Annotated in this window: 16 protein-coding genes; 10 read left to right on the forward strand and 6 right to left on the reverse strand. The window is 63.4% G+C overall.

The window, feature by feature from the left end:
* Positions 1-127 precede the first annotated feature (127 nt).
* Both C8J33_RS09160 and C8J33_RS09165 read right to left on the reverse strand, forming a co-directional pair.
* Positions 128-367 (reverse strand): hypothetical protein, encoded by a 240-nt coding sequence (locus tag C8J33_RS09160; RefSeq protein WP_110726909.1) that lies wholly within the window; start codon positions 365-367, stop codon positions 128-130.
* A 92-nt stretch (positions 368-459) separates the two neighbouring features.
* A complete protein-coding gene (locus tag C8J33_RS09165) occupies positions 460-708 on the reverse strand; it encodes a hypothetical protein (RefSeq protein ID WP_132663823.1) in 249 nt (82 codons plus the stop codon).
* A gap of 215 nt (positions 709-923) precedes the next feature.
* Between C8J33_RS09165 and C8J33_RS09170 the strand changes: the two genes are divergently transcribed.
* From C8J33_RS09170 to C8J33_RS09190, 5 genes are all read left to right on the forward strand, one after another.
* Positions 924-2,333: an XRE family transcriptional regulator gene (locus tag C8J33_RS09170; protein WP_132663825.1), complete on the forward strand. Its 1,410-nt coding sequence runs from the start codon at positions 924-926 to the stop codon at positions 2,331-2,333.
* Positions 2,334-2,477: 144 nt separating this feature from the next.
* The gene (locus C8J33_RS09175; protein ID WP_132663827.1) at positions 2,478-3,572 is read left to right on the forward strand and encodes a polyamine ABC transporter substrate-binding protein; all 1,095 of its coding nucleotides are present in this window, start codon (positions 2,478-2,480) and stop codon (positions 3,570-3,572) included.
* A 103-nt stretch (positions 3,573-3,675) separates the two neighbouring features.
* Positions 3,676-4,818 carry an ABC transporter ATP-binding protein gene (locus C8J33_RS09180; protein ID WP_132663829.1) on the forward strand — a complete coding sequence of 381 codons (1,143 nt, stop codon included), beginning with the start codon at positions 3,676-3,678 and terminating at the stop codon, positions 4,816-4,818.
* Positions 4,819-4,823: 5 nt separating this feature from the next.
* Complete coding sequence (locus tag C8J33_RS09185) at positions 4,824-5,735, forward strand: ABC transporter permease subunit (RefSeq protein WP_110799996.1); 912 nt, start codon at positions 4,824-4,826, stop codon at positions 5,733-5,735.
* A 1-nt stretch (position 5,736) separates the two neighbouring features.
* On the forward strand, positions 5,737-6,555 hold the full coding sequence (locus C8J33_RS09190) for an ABC transporter permease (RefSeq protein WP_132663831.1): 819 nt from the start codon (positions 5,737-5,739) through the stop codon (positions 6,553-6,555).
* Positions 6,556-6,862: 307 nt separating this feature from the next.
* Here the strand turns inward: C8J33_RS09190 and C8J33_RS09200 are convergent, their stop codons facing one another.
* The 3 genes from C8J33_RS09200 to C8J33_RS09210 form a co-directional block, all read right to left on the reverse strand.
* Positions 6,863-9,388, reverse strand: coding sequence for a methyl-accepting chemotaxis protein (locus C8J33_RS09200; protein WP_132664515.1), 2,526 nt, complete (start codon positions 9,386-9,388; stop codon positions 6,863-6,865).
* A gap of 578 nt (positions 9,389-9,966) precedes the next feature.
* Positions 9,967-10,119, reverse strand: coding sequence for a hypothetical protein (locus C8J33_RS27025; protein ID WP_165910602.1), 153 nt, complete (start codon positions 10,117-10,119; stop codon positions 9,967-9,969).
* Between the two features lie 197 nt (positions 10,120-10,316).
* Positions 10,317-11,501, reverse strand: a complete 1,185-nt coding sequence (locus C8J33_RS09210; RefSeq protein ID WP_132663833.1) for an NAD(P)/FAD-dependent oxidoreductase — start codon at positions 11,499-11,501, stop codon at positions 10,317-10,319.
* Positions 11,502-11,736: 235 nt separating this feature from the next.
* Between C8J33_RS09210 and C8J33_RS09215 the strand changes: the two genes are divergently transcribed.
* From C8J33_RS09215 to edd, 5 genes are all read left to right on the forward strand, one after another.
* Positions 11,737-13,173: a glutamine synthetase family protein gene (locus tag C8J33_RS09215; RefSeq protein WP_110726926.1), complete on the forward strand. Its 1,437-nt coding sequence runs from the start codon at positions 11,737-11,739 to the stop codon at positions 13,171-13,173.
* Positions 13,174-13,181: 8 nt separating this feature from the next.
* The gene (locus tag C8J33_RS09220) at positions 13,182-14,480 is read left to right on the forward strand and encodes an NAD(P)/FAD-dependent oxidoreductase (protein WP_132663834.1); all 1,299 of its coding nucleotides are present in this window, start codon (positions 13,182-13,184) and stop codon (positions 14,478-14,480) included.
* 92 nt (positions 14,481-14,572) lie between these two features.
* Complete coding sequence (gene zwf, locus C8J33_RS09225; protein ID WP_132663836.1) at positions 14,573-16,048, forward strand: glucose-6-phosphate dehydrogenase; 1,476 nt, start codon at positions 14,573-14,575, stop codon at positions 16,046-16,048.
* A 3-nt stretch (positions 16,049-16,051) separates the two neighbouring features.
* The gene (gene pgl, locus C8J33_RS09230) at positions 16,052-16,750 is read left to right on the forward strand and encodes a 6-phosphogluconolactonase (protein WP_132663838.1); all 699 of its coding nucleotides are present in this window, start codon (positions 16,052-16,054) and stop codon (positions 16,748-16,750) included.
* 137 nt (positions 16,751-16,887) lie between these two features.
* The gene (gene edd / locus C8J33_RS09235) at positions 16,888-18,708 is read left to right on the forward strand and encodes a phosphogluconate dehydratase (protein ID WP_132446250.1); all 1,821 of its coding nucleotides are present in this window, start codon (positions 16,888-16,890) and stop codon (positions 18,706-18,708) included.
* 68 nt (positions 18,709-18,776) lie between these two features.
* Here the strand turns inward: edd and C8J33_RS09240 are convergent, their stop codons facing one another.
* The gene (locus C8J33_RS09240; RefSeq protein ID WP_132663840.1) at positions 18,777-19,595 is read right to left on the reverse strand and encodes an alpha/beta fold hydrolase; all 819 of its coding nucleotides are present in this window, start codon (positions 19,593-19,595) and stop codon (positions 18,777-18,779) included.
* Between the last annotated feature and the right edge of the window lie 14 nt (positions 19,596-19,609).

The raw sequence follows: 19,609 nt of genomic DNA on the forward strand, positions 1-19,609 counted from the left end.
CCTTGCCGATTTCACGCCGAGCCGCTCACGTCGTGCCTGTCGAACCCCGACGTAAGAGGTGACCGGACCTCATGGCGAAGGCCCGGCAGAGGTCTTGCCGGGCCTTCGATCACAGCCGGTGGCGGTATCAGCCACGGCTCTGGGTAACGATGACAGGGATCATCAGGTCACCCCAGTTGCCTTCGCCGGCGTGATGGCGGGCGGAGCGGACGAGCTCGACCGAAACACCAGCCTCGACGGCCTTCATGATAGTGTGGTTCAGGCGGTGCAGGTCGTTGGCGACCATGCGGATCGCGGCCTGCTGGTCGGTGGTCATGCTGGATGCCTGTTCGTCTGCGCGTTCCTTGACGCGGGTCTGGATCGTCATTGTGGTCGTCCTTTCCTGAGGAATTACGGGTCTTTAGGCGTTACGGGCTCTGGGAAATTCCGGGCCTTGGTTCGGATAGGGTGTGCCGACGTCTAGCCGTCGATCTGAAGGCGGGCGCGAACCACCTGCTTTGCCTGGTTGCCGGACAGGACGTCCAGGCCTGTGAAGGAGGCTTCCTCGCGGAGGCTCTTCCAGAGGCGGTTCGCGCCGTTCCTTGCCAGCGTCGAGCGATCGGCGACGGAGCCAGGAAGGCGCGCCACATCGTTCACCGGAATGATCCGCACGACCTTGTCAAAGCCGCCGGCCGAAGCGGAAAACACCGTCGTGTCAATTTTCGTCATGAGATCCTCCTTTCGCATCGATCACCTGGGGAACCGTCTCCAGTTCCTCCGTGATCCCTGCAGAGAGATGTACCGAATGATCGAATTTTTCGCCAATGGTTTCAGTGTATTGCGACTGTGAAAGAGGTTATGCTGTCTTGTCTTTTACATCACAGGTCTGTAATATTGTAAAAATAGTCAAGGATCGAAACATCCGGCGCGGTGTAAATTTTGTCATGAGCGAGAACAAGATCTTTGCCGGACCGCGCGTCCGCCGTATCCGCAACGGGCTGTCGCTGACGCAGACGGCCATGGCCGAAGCGCTGGGCATCTCGCCGTCCTATCTCAACCTGATCGAGCGCAACCAGCGCCCGCTGACGGTGCAGCTGCTCCTGAAGCTGGCCGCCGTCTACCAGATCGACCTTGCGGAACTGCGCGGGCAGGCCTCCGACAGCCTGGGCGAGCTGCGCGCCGTATTCGCCGATCCGCTGCTTTCGGGCGAGCTGCCGGGTGATCAGGAGCTGATCGAGATCGCGGAAGCGGCGCCGAATGCGGCGATGGGGCTGATCAAGCTCTACCGGGCCTACAAGGAACAATCGTCGCGGCTGAAGGATCTGACGAGCCTGCTGTCCGGCCAGGATCAGGCTGCAGCCCTCAGCGGCGCCCGCCTGCCGATGGACGAGGTGCGCGAGATCTTCGAGACCCGGCCTTATCATTTCGCGCGGCTCGATGCCGCGGCCGAGGCGTTTCATCAGCGGCTGGCGCCCGGAGACGACCTGCAGACGGCGCTGAAGGACTGGCTGCGGCGCGACCACGGGCTCGCGGTGCGCACCCTGCCGATCCACGTCATGCCGGATCTTCGCCGCCGGTTCGATCGGCATTCGCTGCGCCTGTTCCTGTCCGAACGCCTGTCGGCCGAGGACCAGCTTTGCGAAATCGCCATGGAGGCTGCGCATTTCGCCATGCCGGAGGCGCTTGCCGAAGAGCTGGCGGCTCTGCCGCTCACCTCCGGCGAAGCGCGGCGCATCGCCCGGTTCGAGCTGGCCCGTTATGCCGCGCTGGCGCTGATGATGCCTTACGGCACCTTCCTCGACATCTGTCGGCGCGTGCAGTTCGATATCGACCTCGTGCGGGTGCGCATGCGGGTGAGCTTCGAGCAGGCGGCGAGCCGCATGGTGACGTTGCAGCGCAGCGGTGCACTCGGGCCACCCTTCTTCCTTCTGGAAATCGACCATGCCGGCAACCGGCTGCGCGCGCGTGGCGCGACGGGCTTTCCGCATCGGGCCTTCGGCGGCGGATGCGTGAAGCTGAGCCTGCATGCGACATTCGCCCAGCCGGGGCAGATCCTGGTGGAGCGCGCCGAGATGCCGGCTGGCGCCAGCTTCCTTCTCGTCGCGCGAACGACGGACGGGCCACGTTCGGGCTTCAACGAGCGCGTGCGGCGCACCGCGCTTCTGCTCGGCTGCGAGGCGGGACACGCCGGCGAGACGGTCTATGCGGCCGTGCCAGCGCCGCCGCTTGCCGCGGGCACCGCCTGTCGCCTCTGCGAGCGCCAGGGCTGTCTTGCGCGCGCCGAACCGCCGGTGACGCGCCCCCTCGGGCTCGATGAAATGGTGGCTGGGCTGAGCGTCTTCGACTTCCAGTAACGAAAGGCGAACGCTGTCGGCGGCGGTTCCCGTGGATGTCCCTCGCGGGCGTCGTTCGCGGGTGCGAAAGGTCTTGAGCTTCGATGGAAAGCTGCTTAACCTTTCGTTACGCGGCTGAGGCCGCGAACAATAAAGGGGAATAGCATGTCGTTGAAGTTCGTCAGCTTGGTCACTGGCCTCGTCCTGGCCGGATCCACAGGGTTTGCGAGCGCGCAGGAGCGCGTCGTCAATGTCTACAACTGGTCCGACTACATCGATGCCAGCATCCTTGAGGACTTCACCAAGGAAACCGGCATCAAAGTCGTCTACGATGTGTTCGATTCCAACGAGATCGTGGAGACCAAGCTTCTGGCCGGCGGCACCGGTTACGACGTCGTGGTTCCCACGGCCGACTTCCTGCAGCGCCAGATCAAGGCCGGCGTGTTCCAGAAGCTCGACAAGTCGAAGCTGCCGAACATCGCCAATATGTGGGACATGGTGATGCAGCGCACCGCCCGCTACGACCCCGGCAACGAATATGCCGTGGACTATATGTGGGGCACCAACGGCATCGGCTACAACGTGGCCAAGGCCAAGGAAATCCTCGGCTCCGACGCGCGGCCCGGCCTCGAAGTCCTGTTCGATCCGGCGATTGCCGCGAAGTTCAAGGATTGCGGCATCTACGTGCTCGACGCGCCGAAGGACGTGCTGCCATCCGCCCTCACCTATCTCGGCCTCGACCCCGACAGCCACGACCAGGCAGATCTCGACAAGGCCGGCGAGCTGATGCTGAAGGCACGCCCCTTCATCCGCAAGTTCCATTCGTCCGAATACATCAATGCGCTCGCCAATGGCGATATCTGCATCGCCTTCGGCTATTCCGGCGACCTGCTGCAGGCCCGCTCGCGCGCCGAGGAAGCCAAGGCCGGCGTCGAGGTCAACTATTCCATTCCGTCGCAGGGCGCGCAGATGTGGTTCGACATGATGGCGATCCCCGCCGATGCGCCGCATCTGGAAGAGGCCCATGCCTTCATCAACTACATGATGAAGCCGGAGGTGATCGCGAAGGCGTCTGACTACGTCTTCTATGCCAACGGCAACAAGGCCTCCCAGAAGTTCGTCTCCAAGGACATCCTCGAGGATCCCGCGGTCTACCCGGACGAGGCGACGATGGCCAAGCTTTACACGATCTCTCCCTGGGACCCGAAAACACAGCGCGTGGCGACACGCCTCTGGACCCGGGTTCTCACAGGTCAGTAAGTCCTTCCTTCAATGCCCGGTTCTCCTAAGTTCCGGGCATTTTCCATCCTGCGGCGTCCTCTCTTCAGCTCACGCGGCCTTGCGGCCCATCGGGAACCCCTTCATGAAGTCTCTTGGCAGCATTCGCCGCTCCTTTTCTCCCTGGACGGACCCCTCGTCCAAACCCTTCATCTCCTTTCGCAACGTCACCAAGCGCTTCGGCGATTTCGTCGCAGTTGACGATCTCTCGCTCGATATCTATACGCGCGAATTCCACGCCCTGCTCGGCGCGTCCGGCTGCGGAAAATCGACGCTGCTGCGGATGCTCGCCGGCTTCGAGCAGCCGACCTCGGGCGAAATCATCCTCGACGGGCAGAATCTAGCGGGCATTCCGCCCTATCGCCGCCCCGTCAACATGATGTTCCAGTCCTATGCCCTGTTTCCGCACATGACGGTGGAAACCAACATCGCCTTCGGGCTGAAGCAGGACGGCATGCCGAAACCGGCGATTGCCGAGCGCGTGACGCAGATGCTGAAGCTCGTGAAGATGGAGCAGTTCGCCAAGCGCAAGCCACACCAGCTCTCCGGCGGCCAGCGGCAGCGCGTGGCGCTCGCCCGGTCGCTCGCCAAGCAGCCGAAGGTGCTGCTGCTCGACGAACCGCTCGGCGCGCTCGACAAGAAGCTGCGCGAGGAAACCCAGTTCGAGCTGATGGACCTGCAGCAGGATCTCGGCCTCACCTTCGTCGTCGTGACGCACGACCAGGAAGAGGCGATGACCATGGCCGACCGCATCGCCGTGATGGCGCATGGCAAGGTCATCCAAGTGGCGACGCCGGCCGAGATCTACGAGGCGCCGAACTCCCGCTTCGTGGCCGACTTCATCGGCGACGTGAACATCTTCGACGGCACGGTCTCGCGGGCGCAGGCCTCCGAGATCCGCATCGAGGCGGATGCGGGCTTTGCCATCGAGGCGGCCAGCAGCGAACATCCGAGTGAAGGCGCCAAAGCCGGCTTTGCCATCCGCCCGGAAAAAATCCGCGTCGGGCGGCAGGTGCCGGCCGGAAGCCTCGTCAACGCGGCGGAGGGCGAGCTTTGGGACATCGCCTATCTCGGCGACATGACCGTCTATCACGTCAAGCTGAACAGCGGCAAAGTCGTCAAGGCATCGTCGCTGAATGCGGTGCGCGCCGTCGAGGACCCGCTCGGCTACGACCAGAAAGTCTGGATCTCGTTCGACCGGGATGCCGGCGTCGTGCTGAAGGATTGAGCCCGATGAACAGGCTGCTCCCCGCCATCGTCAACCGTCTCGTGATCATCATCCCCTATGCGTGGCTGCTGGTCTTCTTCCTCATCCCCTTCGTCATCGTGTTGCGGATCTCGCTGTCGGAAGCCGCCATCGCCATGCCGCCCTACCTCCCCGTCTTCGCCTGGGCGGACGGCCTTTCGGGCTTCATCGACAATATCCGGCAGTTCTCCTTCGACAATTATGTCTGGCTGACGGAGGACGCGCTCTATACGAACGCCTATCTCTCCAGCCTCACCATCGCGCTGATCTCGACCGCACTGACCCTGCTCATCGCCTATCCCATCGCCTACGGCATGGCGAAGGCGCCTGCGACGCTGCGCCCGACGCTGCTGATGCTGGTGATCCTGCCGTTCTGGACGAGCTTCCTCATCCGCGTCTATGCCTGGATCGCCATCCTGAAGCCCGAAGGCCTGCTCAACCAACTTCTGCTATCCGTCGGACTGATCAGCGAGCCGTTGATCATCCTCAACACCAATACCGCAATCTATATCGGCATCGTCTATTCCTACCTGCCGTTCATGGTCCTGCCGCTCTATTCCGCGCTCGAAAAGATGGATCACAGCCTGACGGAAGCCGCACAGGATCTTGGCTGCACGCCAATCTCGGCCTTCTGGCGCATCACCTTCCCGCTGTCGCTGCCGGGCGTCGTCGCCGGCTGCCTGCTGGTCTTCATTCCCGCCGTCGGCGAGTTCGTCATTCCCGATCTGCTCGGCGGCTCGGAAACGCTGATGATCGGCAAGACGCTCTGGAACGAGTTCAACGCCAACCGGGACTGGCCCGTCTCTTCGGCGGTCGCGGCCATCCTGCTGATGATCCTCGTGGTGCCGATCATGTTCTTCCAGAATGCGCAGTCGCGCCTCGATCGCGAGGGCCGATAGGATGAACCGCTGGTCCCGCTTCAACATCGCCTCGATCGTCATCGGCTTTGCGTTCTTGTATCTGCCGATCGTGCTGCTCGTCGTCTTCTCGTTCAATGCGTCGAAGCTCGTCACCGTCTGGGCTGGGTTCTCGACACAATGGTACGGGCAGCTCTTCCGCAACCGGGCCCTGATGGATGCGGCCTGGGTCACGGTGCGCGTCGGCCTGCTCTCGGCGACCGTCGCAACCGTGCTCGGCACGCTCGCGGCGCTCGCCATGACGCGTTACCAGCGCTTTCACGGCCGGGTGCTGTTTTCGGGCATGATCTATGCGCCGCTCGTGATGCCCGAGGTGATCACGGGCCTGTCGATGCTGCTGCTCTTCGTCGCGATCGGCTTCGATCGCGGTTTCTGGACGCTGACGATCGCGCACATCACCTTCACCATGTGCTTCGTCGCGGTCGTCATCCAGTCGCGGCTGGCGAGCTTCGACCGGTCGATCGAAGAGGCTGCCCTCGACCTCGGCGCAACGCCGACCGCGACCTTCTTTCAGGTGACGCTGCCGGTCATCGCGCCGGCCGTCTTCTCCGGCTGGGTGCTCGCCTTCACCCTGTCGCTCGACGATCTCGTCATCTCCAGCTTCACCTCCGGCCCTGGCGCGACCACGCTTCCGATGAAGATCTACAGCCAGGTACGCCTCGGCGTCACGCCCGAGATCAACGCCGCCTGCACCATCCTCATCGGTATCGTCGCCACCGGCGTCCTCATCACCTCCATCGTCTCCCGCCGCCAGCAGATCCAGCGGGAACGGGACGAGCGCGCGGCGTTTGCTATGGGGTGAGTGGGGCATCTTGAAGATGCGCAGGGTCGGGTAGCAAGAAAGGCTTTCTCTGCCCTGCCGGGCATCTCCCCCACAAGGGGGGAGAGGACTCGTAGCACGCGCTCAGCCTTATCCTTGAACGTTCCTTGAGATGTCGAGCGGCTCGCCCCAAGTCTTCTCCCCCCTTGTGGGGGAGATGCCCGGCAGGGCAGAGAGGGCCTTTTTTTCGTAAACTCTCCAAACAGTTACCGGGAACAAGATGCCCCAACGCAAAACGCCGGGACTGAGCCCGGCGTTTTGCATTTCGACCTGCGTTCCATCCCCCCCCTTAGGCAGCACGCCCCATGCGGTGGCCCGTTGCGGGTTCCAGGCGGAACTGTTCGACCAGTTGCATCAGGGTGTCGGCCTGCTCTGCCAGGGCGCGGCTGGCCGTCGTGGCTTCGTCGACCATGGTGGCGTTCTGCTGGGTCATCTGGTCCATCTGGTTGACGGAGCCGTTGACCTCGTGGAGGGCGGAGGCCTGGTCGCGGCTGGCGGTGGCGATCATATCCACGTGCTGGCTGACGGTAACGATCTGCTGGCTGATGGAGGCGAGCACGGCGCCGGTCTCCTTCACCGCCTGCGAACCCGCCGTCACTTCGAGCGTGGACTTGTTGATCAGCCCCTTGATCTCGCGCGCGGCACCGGCCGAGCGCTGGGCGAGTTCGCGCACTTCCTGTGCGACGACAGCAAAGCCCTTGCCCGCCTCCCCTGCCCGCGCCGCCTCGATGCCGGCATTGAGCGCGAGGAGATTGGTCTGGAACGCGATTTCGTCGATGACCTCGATGATCTGCTCGATCTGGCGCGAGGCATCCTCGATGCGGCTCATGGCCGAGATCGCATTGGTGACGACGACGCCCGAGCCGTCGGCGCTCTTCTTGGTGTGCGACACGGCGACATTGGCTTCATGGGCGCGCTCGGCCGAGGAGCGCACGGTGACCGTGATCTGATCGACGGCAGCCGCAGTTTCCTCGAGCGAGGCGGCCTGCGCCTCGGTGCGACGCGACAGGCTGTCGGCGGAGGCGTGCATGTCGTTGCCGCTGCGCTGGATCAGGACGGCATTGTTGCGGATCTGTAGGAGCGTATCCTGCAGGCGAACGAGCGAGCCGTTGAAATCGATGCGCAGCTGTTCGAGGCGGCCGTTGAACGGCGTCTCGATCTGCTGCGACAGATCCCCCTGGGCAAGGCGCCCAAGGCCTGCGGCGAGCTGGCTGACCGCGAAATCGATCTGGCTGTCCATCGATTGCTTCTCGGCATCGTTGCGGCTGCGCTCGGCATCGGCCTGCAGCCGCTGCTCCTCGCTCTGCGCCTCGATGCGCACCTTCGACAGAGCATTCTCCTTGAAGACGCCCAGCGCGCGAGCCATGTCGCCGATCTCGTCCTGACGGGCGTCGCCGTCGATGCGCGTGTCGAGCGCCCCTTCGGCCAGCCGGCGCATGGCGGCGGTGATCTGGCCGATCGGACCTTTCAGCGTCAGCACCAGCGCGATGCCGGCGAGAAGGGCGATGACGACGCCGCCGGCGGTCGCAAAGACGGAGACCTGATTGGCCTTTTCGCGCTCGATCGCCGCATTGGTCTTCTGGTCTTCGGCAAAGCCGACGAGCTGCTGCCAGATCTGGTCGATATCGGCTGCCGCGTCGGCGAATTCCTTATGCCGCCCCGCGCTGACGCCGATCAGCGACATGCTGTCCGACTTGATCTTGCCGGCGACCGGCTGGACGGTTGCCGCAAGGCCCGCGAAGAAGGGCATTTCGGGCGCCGTGTAGGCGATGTTGAGGACTTCCTGATTGAGCACGTTGACCTCGCGGGCAAGGCGCGCCTGGTCCGTCTGCTGGGACGTTTCGAGGAAGCTGCTGGCAGCAAGCCGGATTCCGGAAACGGCGGTGACGATGGCACGTGCGTTTTCGAGGATCTTGTTGGCCTTGATCAGCGGCGCATCGAGCTTGCCGAACGTCGCCGTCGCATTGCGCATCGTCGCGGTGGCCGCGGTCTGGAACTGGATGCTGGCCTGGCGGAAGCGCGCGACCAGCCGGCCGATCGCCTTGGCGTTTTCATCGCTCAGGTCGCCATTGTTGGTCAGCGTGCGGATCTCGCCGATGGTCGCCTTGAACGTGTCGGCCACGGCCTTCTGGTTGGCCGGAAGCGCCGTGCCAATCTGGGTGAGAACCTGTTCGAGCGCGGCCTGGCCATCACGCGCCACCTTGATCTTGGCTTCGGGTGTCGGCGCGCGGGCGAAATCGGAGGTGAGGCCGGTGAGGATGTCGCTGGAGGCGGTCAGCCGCTCGGCTTCGCGCAGGAGCGATTTCGCCTTGGTCTCGTCGTCGCGCACGCGCTGCTCGACGGAGGTCGCCTCCTCGATCAGCTTGCCCTGCGTCGAGAGGAGAAGACGGATGCTCTTGGTGATGGATGTGCGCAGCGCGACTTCCGTCTCATGCAACTTCCAGAGTTCGCCGACGCGCTCGCGGATCTTCGCGGTGCCGGCGATGGCGCTGTCGAGCTGGCTGGCGCCCTCGCTGTTTTCCATCTGGGCGCGCGTCCCGTTAAGCACAGCCTCCTGGCTGGTGATCTTGAGGACGACGTCGTCGCGCGTCTGTTCGCTCGCGTCCGTCAGGAACGCATTCATGCCGGCATAGACGTCGCGGAAGCCGGACAGTGACTGGAGCACGCTGTTGGAGATTTCCATGCGCCCCTGCAGCAAGCCGGATGCGTAGAGCCCGGTCAGGCCGACGGCGCAGATACTGACGACGAAGGGCAGGATGAAGAAGAGAACCTTCGTCTGTATCTTGAAGCGGGCAAGGATCTTGTCGATGAACATGGGCGCGTCCTGGCTTGCAGGGCCTGCATCCGCCTCCCCCAAGCCGCCATCGGCTTCTTCGGTGCGCTTCATGTCAGGCCGTCATCATGGTCTGATTAGAGCGCCGCGCGTCCTGTATGACGCGCTAAGGTCGCTCTAACAGTTTATAGCTGCTGCATAATTTTGTCCTTAAACCGATCCCGGTTTAAGGAATTATGCAGTAGAATGCGGGGATACCGCCAGCCGCTTCGCAATCATTGCAGGACGCCGCAGCCCTCCGGTCGCGTCGTCCAAGCCTGCTCCTCAATGGGTGCAGCTTGGACGAGATGCGTTAATTTCATGTAAGCAGCACGAGACATTGTCACGCACCTGCCATGTCGGCATGGCAAACAATAGGGACACACCTCGACCGTCCTCACGGCCAGACGGACCTCAAAGAAATGGCCCCTGAGGGGCCGCCGGTTCTGGAAATTTACAGGTTCGCCGATTGATGGGCCGCCTCACTTGGGGAAACGACCAACGCGCGTCATTGTCCGCGCAGGATGTCAGGCTGCAGCTCTCGATGCAGCCAGAAGCATATTCGCCCGTTTGCTACCGCTTCAGAAGGATCCCAGGGTCGAGAGACCAATAATGGCGGCAGCTGTCAAAACAGCAGCGGCCGTATAGGTCAGCGCCAGGATTTTCTGTGTACGGCTTTCATCGGCCTTGGTGATGGCGATGGCACGGGCATTGCGTCGGCTATGCTGGTTCATGATTTCATGTCCTTCCGTCCGAAGAGAATAGACCCGGTTGAGACGATCCACCAGCCACTTTCTGTCGCACCCGTTAAAAATGCGAAAACCGTGCCGCTGCGGGACAATCCGTTCCCATTCGTCAGGTAGGGTCGGACAGTTTCGTTAACAAGGGCTGAAGCACCTTCACGCTTTTGGCATCGCGGGCATTTTACCGATCAGACGGCCTGGCCGCAGGAGAAGCCGGAGGCCCAGGCCCACTGGAAATTATAACCGCCAAGCCAGCCGGTGACATCGACGCATTCCCCGATGAAGAAAAGGCCGGGAACGGCCTTTGCCATCATGGTGCGGGAATCCAGATAACGGGTGTCCACGCCGCCGAGAGTCACTTCCGCCGTGCGGTAGCCTTCCGATCCCGCGGGTTTCAGCGACCAGCCGGAGACGAGCGCCACCAGCCCGTCGATCGCCTTGTCGGAGAGGTCGGCCAGCGGGCGGTCGAGAAGCCCCGCTTCCGTCGCCAGATGCTGCGCGAGGCGCTTGGGCAAGTGTTCGCCAAGCACGGTCTGCACCGCCTGCCGGCCCTGCGTGCGGCGGGCCGCCTTCATCAGGGCGCCCAGATCGGTGCCCGGCTCGAAGGCCACGCGGATCTCCTCGCCTTCGCGCCAGTAGGACGAAATCTGCAGGATCGCCGGCCCGCTCAGGCCCCGGTGGGTAAAGAGCATGGCTTCGTTGAACGCCGTCTTGCCGCAGGCGGCGCGCACATCGACAGCGAGACCCGCGAGCGCACCGAGGCTCTCTTTCGCCGCATCGGCCACCGTCAGCGGCACGAGACCGGGGCGCGTTTCGACCAGCGCCAGGCCGAACTGCTCGGCGATGCGATAGGCAAAGCCGGTGGCACCCATCTTCGGGATCGACTTGCCGCCGGTGGCGATGACGAGCGTGCGGGCGTCGATGGTCTCTTCGGCAAGACCGACACGAAAGCCTGTGGCAGAAGCCTCGACACGGGCGATTTCCGTTCCCAGCCGGAGCACGACGCCGGCCGCCTTCATCTCCTCCATGAGCATGCGGACGATGTCGCGGGCGGTATCGTCGCAGAAGAGCTGCCCCAGCGTCTTTTCGTGCCAGCCAATGCCGTGCCGCTCGACGAGGGCGACGAAATCGCGCGGCGTATAGCGGGCGAGTGCCGATTTGGCAAAATGCGGGTTCTGCGAGAGGAAGTTGGCGGGCGCTGTATGGAGGTTGGTGAAGTTGCAACGGCCGCCGCCGGAGATGCGGATTTTTTCGCCCGGCGCCCTCGCGTGATCGAGCACGAGCACGCTGCGGCCCCGGCGCCCGGCTTCCGCCGCGCACATCATTCCCGCCGCGCCCGCGCCGATGATCACCACGTCGAAGCTCTTTGCCACGCACGTCTCCTTCTGGTCCCACTGCATCATTCCTGAAATCGAAATCGATTTCAGGAATGATGCAGCAGGTATAAGCGCTACAGCGAACCTGAGTGCGCCATATATGGCGCACGGCGCTGTAGATGCCCCGATAACGTCAACGGCATCCAATCTCCAGCATTTTCGCGCTCTGCAAGCTGGCCAATCGTCAAACACCGTCTATGATAAGCAATATCCGAAAGAACCCCGGTGATTTATGCCTGCGAAGAAAACGATCGCTAACACGACGACGAAATCTGGTAAAAGCAACAAGATCCCGTCCGCCCTTCAGGCGCCGCGCGGGGTGAAGACCTGGAAGGAAGCCGCCGACTGGCTGAAGGTCCGGGGTATCGAAGACGTGGAGTGCATCACGCCCGATATTGCCGGGGTTCCCCGCGGCAAGATGATGCCGTCCTCCAAGTTCACCTCCAACACCTCGCTCGCTTTGCCCTCCGCCATCTACCGGCACACGATTTCGGGCGAGTACCCGGAGGAAACGGGCGACTTCCGCTATGACAGCCGCGACAGCGACATCAAGCTCGTGCCGGATCTCTCCACACTCTCCATCGTTCCCTGGGAAACCGACCCGACCGCGCAGGTGATCTGCGATATCGCCGGCTCCAAGGGCGAAAACGTGCCCTACACGCCGCGCAACGTGCTGAAGCATGTGCTGGAGCTTTACCGGCTGAAGGGCTGGAAGCCGGTCGTCGCGCCCGAGATCGAGTTCTACCTCGTTGCCAAGAACGACGATCCCGACTATCCGCTGCATCCGCCGAAGGGCCGTTCCGGCCGCTCGATCCAGGGTGGGCAAGCCTATTCGATCGCCGGCGTCAACGAGTTCGACGAACTCATCGACGACATCTACCACTTCTCCGAAAAGCAGGGTCTGGAGATCGACACGCTGATCCACGAAGAGGGACCGGCGCAGCTCGAGATCAACCTGCGGCATGGCGACCCGATCGAGCTGGCCGACCAGGTGTTCCTGTTCAAGCGCACGATCCGCGAAGCTGCGCTGAAGCACGGGATCTACGCGACCTTCATGGCCAAGCCCATGCAGAGCCAGGCGGGCTCGGCCATGCACATCCACCAGTCGATCGTGGAGGTGAACACCGGCCGCAACCTGTTTTCCAACGCGGACGGCTCGCCCTCCAAGGAGTTCTTTCACTTCATCGGCGGCATGCAGACCTATATCCCGAAGGCGCTGTCGATGATGGCGCCTTATGTGAACTCCTATCGCCGGCTGACGCCGGATATGTCGGCACCGGTCAACAATGCCTGGGGCTACGACAACCGGACGACGGCGTTTCGTGTGCCGGATTCCGAACCGGCCGCACGGCGCGTGGAAAACCGGCTGCCGAGTTCGGACGCCAACCCCTATCTGGCGCTCGCGGCCTCGCTCGGCTGCGGCTATCTCGGCCTGACGCAGGCGCTGGAGCCGACGGCACCGGCCGACGACAGCGTCAACACCAAGGCGATCGAGCTGCCGCGCGGTCTCCTGGAAGCGGTCGCGGCGCTGGAAGCGGAACCCGCCTTCCACGACGTGTTCTCGGCCGAGTTCATCGCCATCTATGCCGGCGTGAAACGCGGAGAGTTCGAGACGTTCATGCAGGTGATCAGCCCCTGGGAGCGGGAATATCTGCTTCTCAACGTGTGAGCCTCGCCATGACCTCCGAGGTACAGTGGCAGAGCCCGATCTCGCCCGGCATTTCCTGGTACGAGGATGCCGTCGGCGAGCGTCCGGCCTATCCGACGCTCGACGGCGACATGACGGCCGATGTCGCCGTTATCGGCGGCGGCTTCACCGGCCTTCAGGCGGCCCATAACCTCGCCGCCGGCGGGGTACGGGTCGTCCTGATCGACGCCTGCCGCTTCGGCGACGGGGCGTCCGGACGCAATGGCGGGCAGTTCGGCACCGGCCAGCGTGCCGAGGTGGACGAGCTTGAAAAGCAGTACGGGCGAGAGCGGGCCAAAGCGCTCTTCGACATGGCGGAAGATGCAAAGCGCGGTCTCCTCGCCTTCGCCGCGCGCCACGACATCGACATGGAGTACCAGCCGGGTCACCTCTCGGTAACGCACAAAGCCTCCTCCGAGAAGGACTACCGGGCCTATGTTGAGAGCATGGCGCGCGATTACGGCTATCCGCACATGCAGATGATGGATGCCGAGGAAACGGCCAAACGCGTGGGATCACGGCATTACGTGCTCGGCATCCGTGACACCGGCACCGGCCATATCCAGCCGATGAAGTTGCTGGTGGGGCTCGCCCGCGCCGCGCAGGCGGCAGGCGCGCAGCTGTTCGAGAACAGCAATGCCACGAACATCCTGATATCCCAGGGCAAGGTGCTGGTGGAAACCGCACGCGGCACCATTCGCGCCGACCGGGCGCTGATCGCCTGCAACGCCCATATCGGCACGCTGGAGCCGGTAACCGCTTCGCATGTCATGCCGATCCGCTCCTTCATCGGCGCAACCGAGCCGCTGGGCGATGCATCGCCCGTTCTGCCAGGGGGCGAGAGCGTTGCCGACAGCCGCTTCGTGGTGCGCTACTTCCGCCGGTCGCGCGACGGGCGGTTGCTCTTCGGCGGTCGTGAAGCCTATACGGCCGACAATCCGCGCGACATTTCCACGCATATCCGGCGGCAGATCGCGGGGATCTACCCGGACCTTGCCGACGTGCGAATGACCCATGCCTGGGGCGGGTCCGTTGGCATCACCATGCCGCGCCAGCCCTTCGTGCGCGAGGTCATGCCCGGCGTCACCACCGTTGGCGGGTTTTCCGGCCATGGCGTCATGCTGTCCAATCATTGCGGAAAACTCTATGCCGATCTCGTGCTCGGACGCGGTGGCGATCTCGACCTTTTGAAGGAACTGCGCGTTCCCGCCTTCCCCGGCGGTCGCCGTTTCCGATCGCCGCTTTTGTTCCTGGCGCTCACTTGGTATGCTTTGCGCGACAAGCTCTGACCCACCCCCCGGCGCATTTTTTGCAACGCAGCACTGGCGCCTTTAAATCGATTAGATTATAAAACGCCCGACCTGAGAGAGATCGATATCCCATGAGCAGCCAGATCATTCCCGTCGAACCTTTTGACTATGTCGTCTTCGGCGGCACCGGCGATCTTGCCGAGCGGAAGCTCCTTCCTGCCCTCTACCACCGCCAGCTCGATGGCCAGCTGACCGACCCGACCCGCATCATCGGCGCATCGCGCACCGCGATGACGCACGAGGAATACCGGCAGTTCGGCCGCGCGGCGCTGAAGGAACACCTGAAGGCCGGCGAGTACGACGAGGCGCAGGTCAAGACGTTCACCGAACGGCTCTACTACATTTCCGTCGATGCCAAGTCCGACCAGGGTTGGGACAAGCTGAAATCCTTGCTGGACGAGGCCAAGGACCGCGTCCGCGCCTTCTATCTCGCCGTCGCCCCCGGCATCTTCGGCGCCATTTCCGAGAAGATCCGCGACCACAAGCTGATCACCAAGACCACCCGCATCGTGGTGGAAAAGCCGATCGGCCGCGATCTCGCCTCCGCGCTGGAGCTGAACGACACGATCGGCAAGGTGTTCAAGGAAGAACAGATCTTCCGCATCGACCACTACCTCGGCAAAGAAACCGTGCAGAACCTGATGGCGCTGCGTTTTGCCAACACGCTGTACGAGCCGCTGTGGAATTCATCCTATATCGACCACATCCAGATCACGGTGGCCGAAGCCGTCGGCCTTGAAAGCCGCGCCGGCTACTACGACACGGCCGGTGCGCTGCGCGACATGGTGCAGAACCATATTCTCCAGCTGCTTTGCCTCGTCGCCATGGAAGTTCCGCCTTCCATGAATGCGGAGGCCGTGCGCGACGAGAAGCTGAAAGTGCTGCGCGCGCTGAAGCCGATCACCGCTGCCAATGTCGAGAAGATGACGGTGCGCGGCCAGTACAAGGCTGGCGCATCTGCCGGCGGCCCGGTCAAGGGCTACCTCGAAGAGCTCGAAGGCGGCGTTTCCAACACCGAGACCTTCGTCGGCATCAAGGCCGAGATCAACAACTGGCGCTGGGCGGGCGTTCCCTTTTACATCCGTACCGGCAAGCGCATGGCGACCCGGATGTCGGAAATCGTCATCTCCTTCAAGCCGATCCCGCACTCGATCTTCGACGACGCGGCCGGCCGCGTGGAAGCCAACCAGCTGATCATCCGCCTGCAGCCGGACGAAGGCGTCAAGCAGTCGCTGATGATCAAGGACCCGGGCCCGGGCGGCATGCGCCTGCGCAACGTGTCGCTGGACATGACCTTTGCGGAATCCTTCAATGCCCGCAGCGCCGACGCCTATGAGCGCCTGCTGCTCGATGTCATCCGTAACAACCAGACCCTGTTCATGCGCCGCGACGAGGTGGAAGCCGCATGGCGCTGGGTCGATCCGATCCTCAAGGCCTGGGACGAAGTGGGCCAGAAGCCGCAGTCCTACACGGCCGGCACCTGGGGTCCGAGCCAGGCGATCGCGCTGATCGAGCGTGACGGCCGCACCTGGCATGAAGTGGTCTAAGCCATGACCGCCACGCTCCAAACCTTCGAGACCTCGGCAGAGCTTGCCGAAAACCTGGCGAAGGCCGTTGCCGACGCTCTCTCCGCCGGCATTGCCAGAGACGGATCGGCCTCCATCGCCGTTTCCGGTGGCTCGACGCCAAAGGCCTTCTTCAAGGCGCTTTCGAACGCGCCGCTCGACTGGACCAAGGTCACCGTGACGCTGGTGGACGAGCGGTTCGTCGAGCCTGACAGCGACCGTTCCAACGAAAAGCTGGTGCGCGACAATCTTCTGACGGGCGCAGCTTCGGCCGCCGCCTTCCAGCCGCTCTACTACCCCACGGCCACGGCCGAGGAGTCGGCGGCAACCGCCACCAAGGAAACGGCCGGGATCGGCCGGCCTTTCGACGTCGTGGTGCTGGGCATGGGTGGCGACGGGCACACGGCCTCGTTCTTTCCCGGCGGATCGCGCCTTGCCGAGGCGCTCGACTTGAAGACACCGCGCGGCGTGATGACCATGCAGGCGGACGGGGCCGGCGAGCCGCGACTGACCTACACGTTTACGAGCCTCGAGGATGCGCGGCTTCTGGTGCTGCATATCGAAGGCGACGCCAAGAAGACGGTGCTGGAGACGGCGCAAGGGGACGGCCCGGAAACGGACATGCCGATCCGCGCCATCCTGCGCCGTGCCGCCTCGCCGGTCGCGATTTTCTGGGCGCCGTAACAGAGGGCACCTCAACAGGGGTGCCGTCACGGTCACGGGCCCGTCGCGCGAGACTTGACACAACCGGCGCTCATTCGCGCCGATACCGATGATCCACATCTGAGACAGGGGCCAGACAGGCCCCGGAAGGATAGGCCATGACCGTCGATCCCCGCATCGCAGCTATCACTGCCCGCATCGTCGAGCGCTCCAAGCCATCGCGCGAACTCTACCTGCACCGGGTGCGCAACGCAGCCGCCAAAGGCGTGCACCGCTCCGTGCTCGGCTGCGGCAACCTCGCACACGGCTTCGCCGTCTGTTCCCCCTCCGAGAAGGTTGCGCTGTCGGGAGACACCGTGCCCAATCTCGGGATCATCACCTCCTACAACGACATGCTGTCGGCGCATCAGCCGTTCGAGACCTACCCGGCGATGATACGCGAAGCGGCAGCTGAAGCGGGCGGCATCGCGCAGGTGGCTGGCGGCGTTCCCGCCATGTGCGATGGCGTGACGCAAGGGCAGCCCGGCATGGAGCTGTCGCTGTTTTCGCGCGACCTCATCGCCATGGCCGCCGGCATCGGCCTGTCGCACAATATGTTCGACAGCACCGTCTATCTCGGCGTCTGCGACAAGATCGTGCCCGGCCTGATGATCGCGGCCATGACCTTCGGCCACCTCCCCGCCGTGTTCATTCCCGCGGGTCCCATGACGACGGGCCTGCCGAACGACGAAAAGGCCCGCGTGCGCCAGCTCTATGCCGAAGGCAAGATCGGCCGCGACGAGCTGCTGGATGCCGAATCCAAGTCCTATCACGGGCCCGGCACCTGCACCTTCTACGGCACGGCCAACTCCAACCAGATGGTCATGGAGATCATGGGCTTCCACATGCCCGGCGCCTCCTTCATCAATCCCGGCACACCGCTGCGCGACGCGCTGACGCGCGAGGCGACCAAGCGGGCGCTCGCGATCACCGCGCTCGGCAACGAGTTCACGCCGGCCGGCGAGATGATCGACGAGCGCTCCATCGTCAACGGCGTCATCGGCCTACATGCGACGGGTGGCTCAACCAACCACACGATGCACCTCGTCGCCATGGCGCGTGCCGCCGGCATCATGCTCACCTGGCAGGATATTTCGGAACTCTCCGACATCATTCCGCTACTCGCCCGCGTCTACCCGAACGGCCTTGCGGACGTGAACCATTTCCACGCCGCCGGCGGCATCGGCTATCTCATCGGCCAGTTGCTGAAGACCGGCATGATCCATGAGGATGTCCGCACCGTCTTCGGCCATGGACTTCAGGCCTATGCGATCGACGTGAAGCTCGGCGAGAACGGCACGGTCGCCCGCGAGCGCGCGCCCGACGTCAGCCACGACCCGAAGGTGCTCGCCACGATCGACAAGCCTTTTCAGGCGACCGGCGGCCTCAAGATGCTCACCGGCAACCTCGGCAAGGCCGTCATCAAGATCTCGGCCGTCAAGCCGGAGCGCCACATCATCGAAGCGCCGGCCAAGATCTTTCACGATCAGGCGGGCCTGAACGACGCCTTCAAGGAGGGCAAGCTCGAGGGCGATTTCGTCGCCGTCGTCCGCTTCCAGGGCCCGAAGGCGAACGGCATGCCGGAACTGCACAAGCTGACGACGGTGCTGGGAATCCTCCAGGATCGCGGCCAGATGGTCGCCCTCATCACCGACGGCCGCATGTCCGGCGCCTCCGGCAAGGTCCCCTCCGCCATCCACATGACCCCCGAGGCCAAGGACGGCGGCCCGATCTCCAAGATCCGCGAAGGCGACATTATCCGGCTGGATGCCACGACCGGCAAGATCAACGTGCTGGTGTCGGACGCAGAACTGGACGCGCGCGAGCCGGCAGAAGCCGACCTCTCCGGCAACGAATTCGGCATGGGCCGAGAGCTGTTCGCACCGTTCCGGGCGATGACGGGGGCTGCGGAACACGGGGCGAGCGTGTTTTTTCACTGAAAAACGAAACTTCGCTATCCCACATTAGAAAAGAGCGCGCCGACATCATCGGCGCGCTCTTTTTTGTCTTATGCCAGAAACTCCAGCAAATCCTTGTTCAACCGATCTGGTACGGTTGCAAACAGACCATGGGGTTCGCCGTCATACTCGATCAGTCGCGCACCGGCGATGCCGTTCGCGGCCGCGCGGCCTGATGGATCGATGGGAACGGTCTTGTCTGCCGTACCGTGAATGACGAGCGTCGGGATAGTGAACGAGGCGAGGTCTGGACGAAAATCCGTCGTTCCAAAGGCTGTGACGCAGTCGATCGTCGCCTTCGGGCTAGCCATGACTCCGAGTACGAAGGACCAGTCGAGCACGCCCTGGCTAACGGGACGGCTCACCAGTCCCACACCATAAAACGTCTTTGCGAAGCTCTGCAGGAAGGCGAAACGATCCTCGCGGATCTGCGCCTTCATATCCTCGAAGACGCTGGCATCGACGCCATCCGGGTTGGTCTCGTCCTTGAGAAGATACGGAGCGACCGATGCCACGAGGACGGCCTTGGCGATGCGCGATGCGCCATGACGGGAGAGGTAGCGCGCGATTTCGCCGCCGCCCATGGAGAAGCCGACCAGCGAGACATCCTGCAGGTCAAGCTCCTCGATGACGCTCGCCAGATCGTCGGCGAAGGTATCGTAGTTGTACCCGGTCGCCGGATGACCAGATTGGCCGAAGCCGCGGCGGTCATATGTGATGACGCGGTAGCCTGCTTCGAGCAGGGCTACGGTCTGATATTCAAACATATCGCCGGTCAGAGGCCAGCCATGGATAAGAACGACGGGACGGCCTTGCCCCATATCCTTGACATGAAGTTGTGTGCCGTCCTTTGCATCGATATACGCCATGCGGAAATCCTTTG

The sequence above is a fragment of the Rhizobium sp. PP-CC-3G-465 genome (genome assembly GCF_004343445.1).
GTDB lineage: Bacteria > Pseudomonadota > Alphaproteobacteria > Rhizobiales > Rhizobiaceae > Ferranicluibacter > Ferranicluibacter rubi.

What these genes read in the sequence shown, in the direction of transcription:
- C8J33_RS09160 (WP_110726909.1), bottom strand. Translation starts at nt 367, where the DNA reads ATGACGATCCAGACCCGCGTCAAGGAACGCGCAGACGAACAGGCATCC.
- C8J33_RS09165 (WP_132663823.1), bottom strand. Translation starts at nt 708, where the DNA reads ATGACGAAAATTGACACGACGGTGTTTTCCGCTTCGGCCGGCGGCTTT.
- C8J33_RS09170 (WP_132663825.1), top strand. Translation starts at nt 924, where the DNA reads ATGAGCGAGAACAAGATCTTTGCCGGACCGCGCGTCCGCCGTATCCGC.
- C8J33_RS09175 (WP_132663827.1), top strand. Translation starts at nt 2,478, where the DNA reads ATGTCGTTGAAGTTCGTCAGCTTGGTCACTGGCCTCGTCCTGGCCGGA.
- C8J33_RS09180 (WP_132663829.1), top strand. Translation starts at nt 3,676, where the DNA reads ATGAAGTCTCTTGGCAGCATTCGCCGCTCCTTTTCTCCCTGGACGGAC.
- C8J33_RS09185 (WP_110799996.1), top strand. Translation starts at nt 4,824, where the DNA reads ATGAACAGGCTGCTCCCCGCCATCGTCAACCGTCTCGTGATCATCATC.
- C8J33_RS09190 (WP_132663831.1), top strand. Translation starts at nt 5,737, where the DNA reads ATGAACCGCTGGTCCCGCTTCAACATCGCCTCGATCGTCATCGGCTTT.
- C8J33_RS09200 (WP_132664515.1), bottom strand. Translation starts at nt 9,388, where the DNA reads ATGTTCATCGACAAGATCCTTGCCCGCTTCAAGATACAGACGAAGGTT.
- C8J33_RS27025 (WP_165910602.1), bottom strand. Translation starts at nt 10,119, where the DNA reads ATGAACCAGCATAGCCGACGCAATGCCCGTGCCATCGCCATCACCAAG.
- C8J33_RS09215 (WP_110726926.1), top strand. Translation starts at nt 11,737, where the DNA reads ATGCCTGCGAAGAAAACGATCGCTAACACGACGACGAAATCTGGTAAA.
- C8J33_RS09220 (WP_132663834.1), top strand. Translation starts at nt 13,182, where the DNA reads ATGACCTCCGAGGTACAGTGGCAGAGCCCGATCTCGCCCGGCATTTCC.
- zwf (WP_132663836.1), top strand. Translation starts at nt 14,573, where the DNA reads ATGAGCAGCCAGATCATTCCCGTCGAACCTTTTGACTATGTCGTCTTC.
- pgl (WP_132663838.1), top strand. Translation starts at nt 16,052, where the DNA reads ATGACCGCCACGCTCCAAACCTTCGAGACCTCGGCAGAGCTTGCCGAA.
- edd (WP_132446250.1), top strand. Translation starts at nt 16,888, where the DNA reads ATGACCGTCGATCCCCGCATCGCAGCTATCACTGCCCGCATCGTCGAG.
- C8J33_RS09240 (WP_132663840.1), bottom strand. Translation starts at nt 19,595, where the DNA reads ATGGCGTATATCGATGCAAAGGACGGCACACAACTTCATGTCAAGGAT.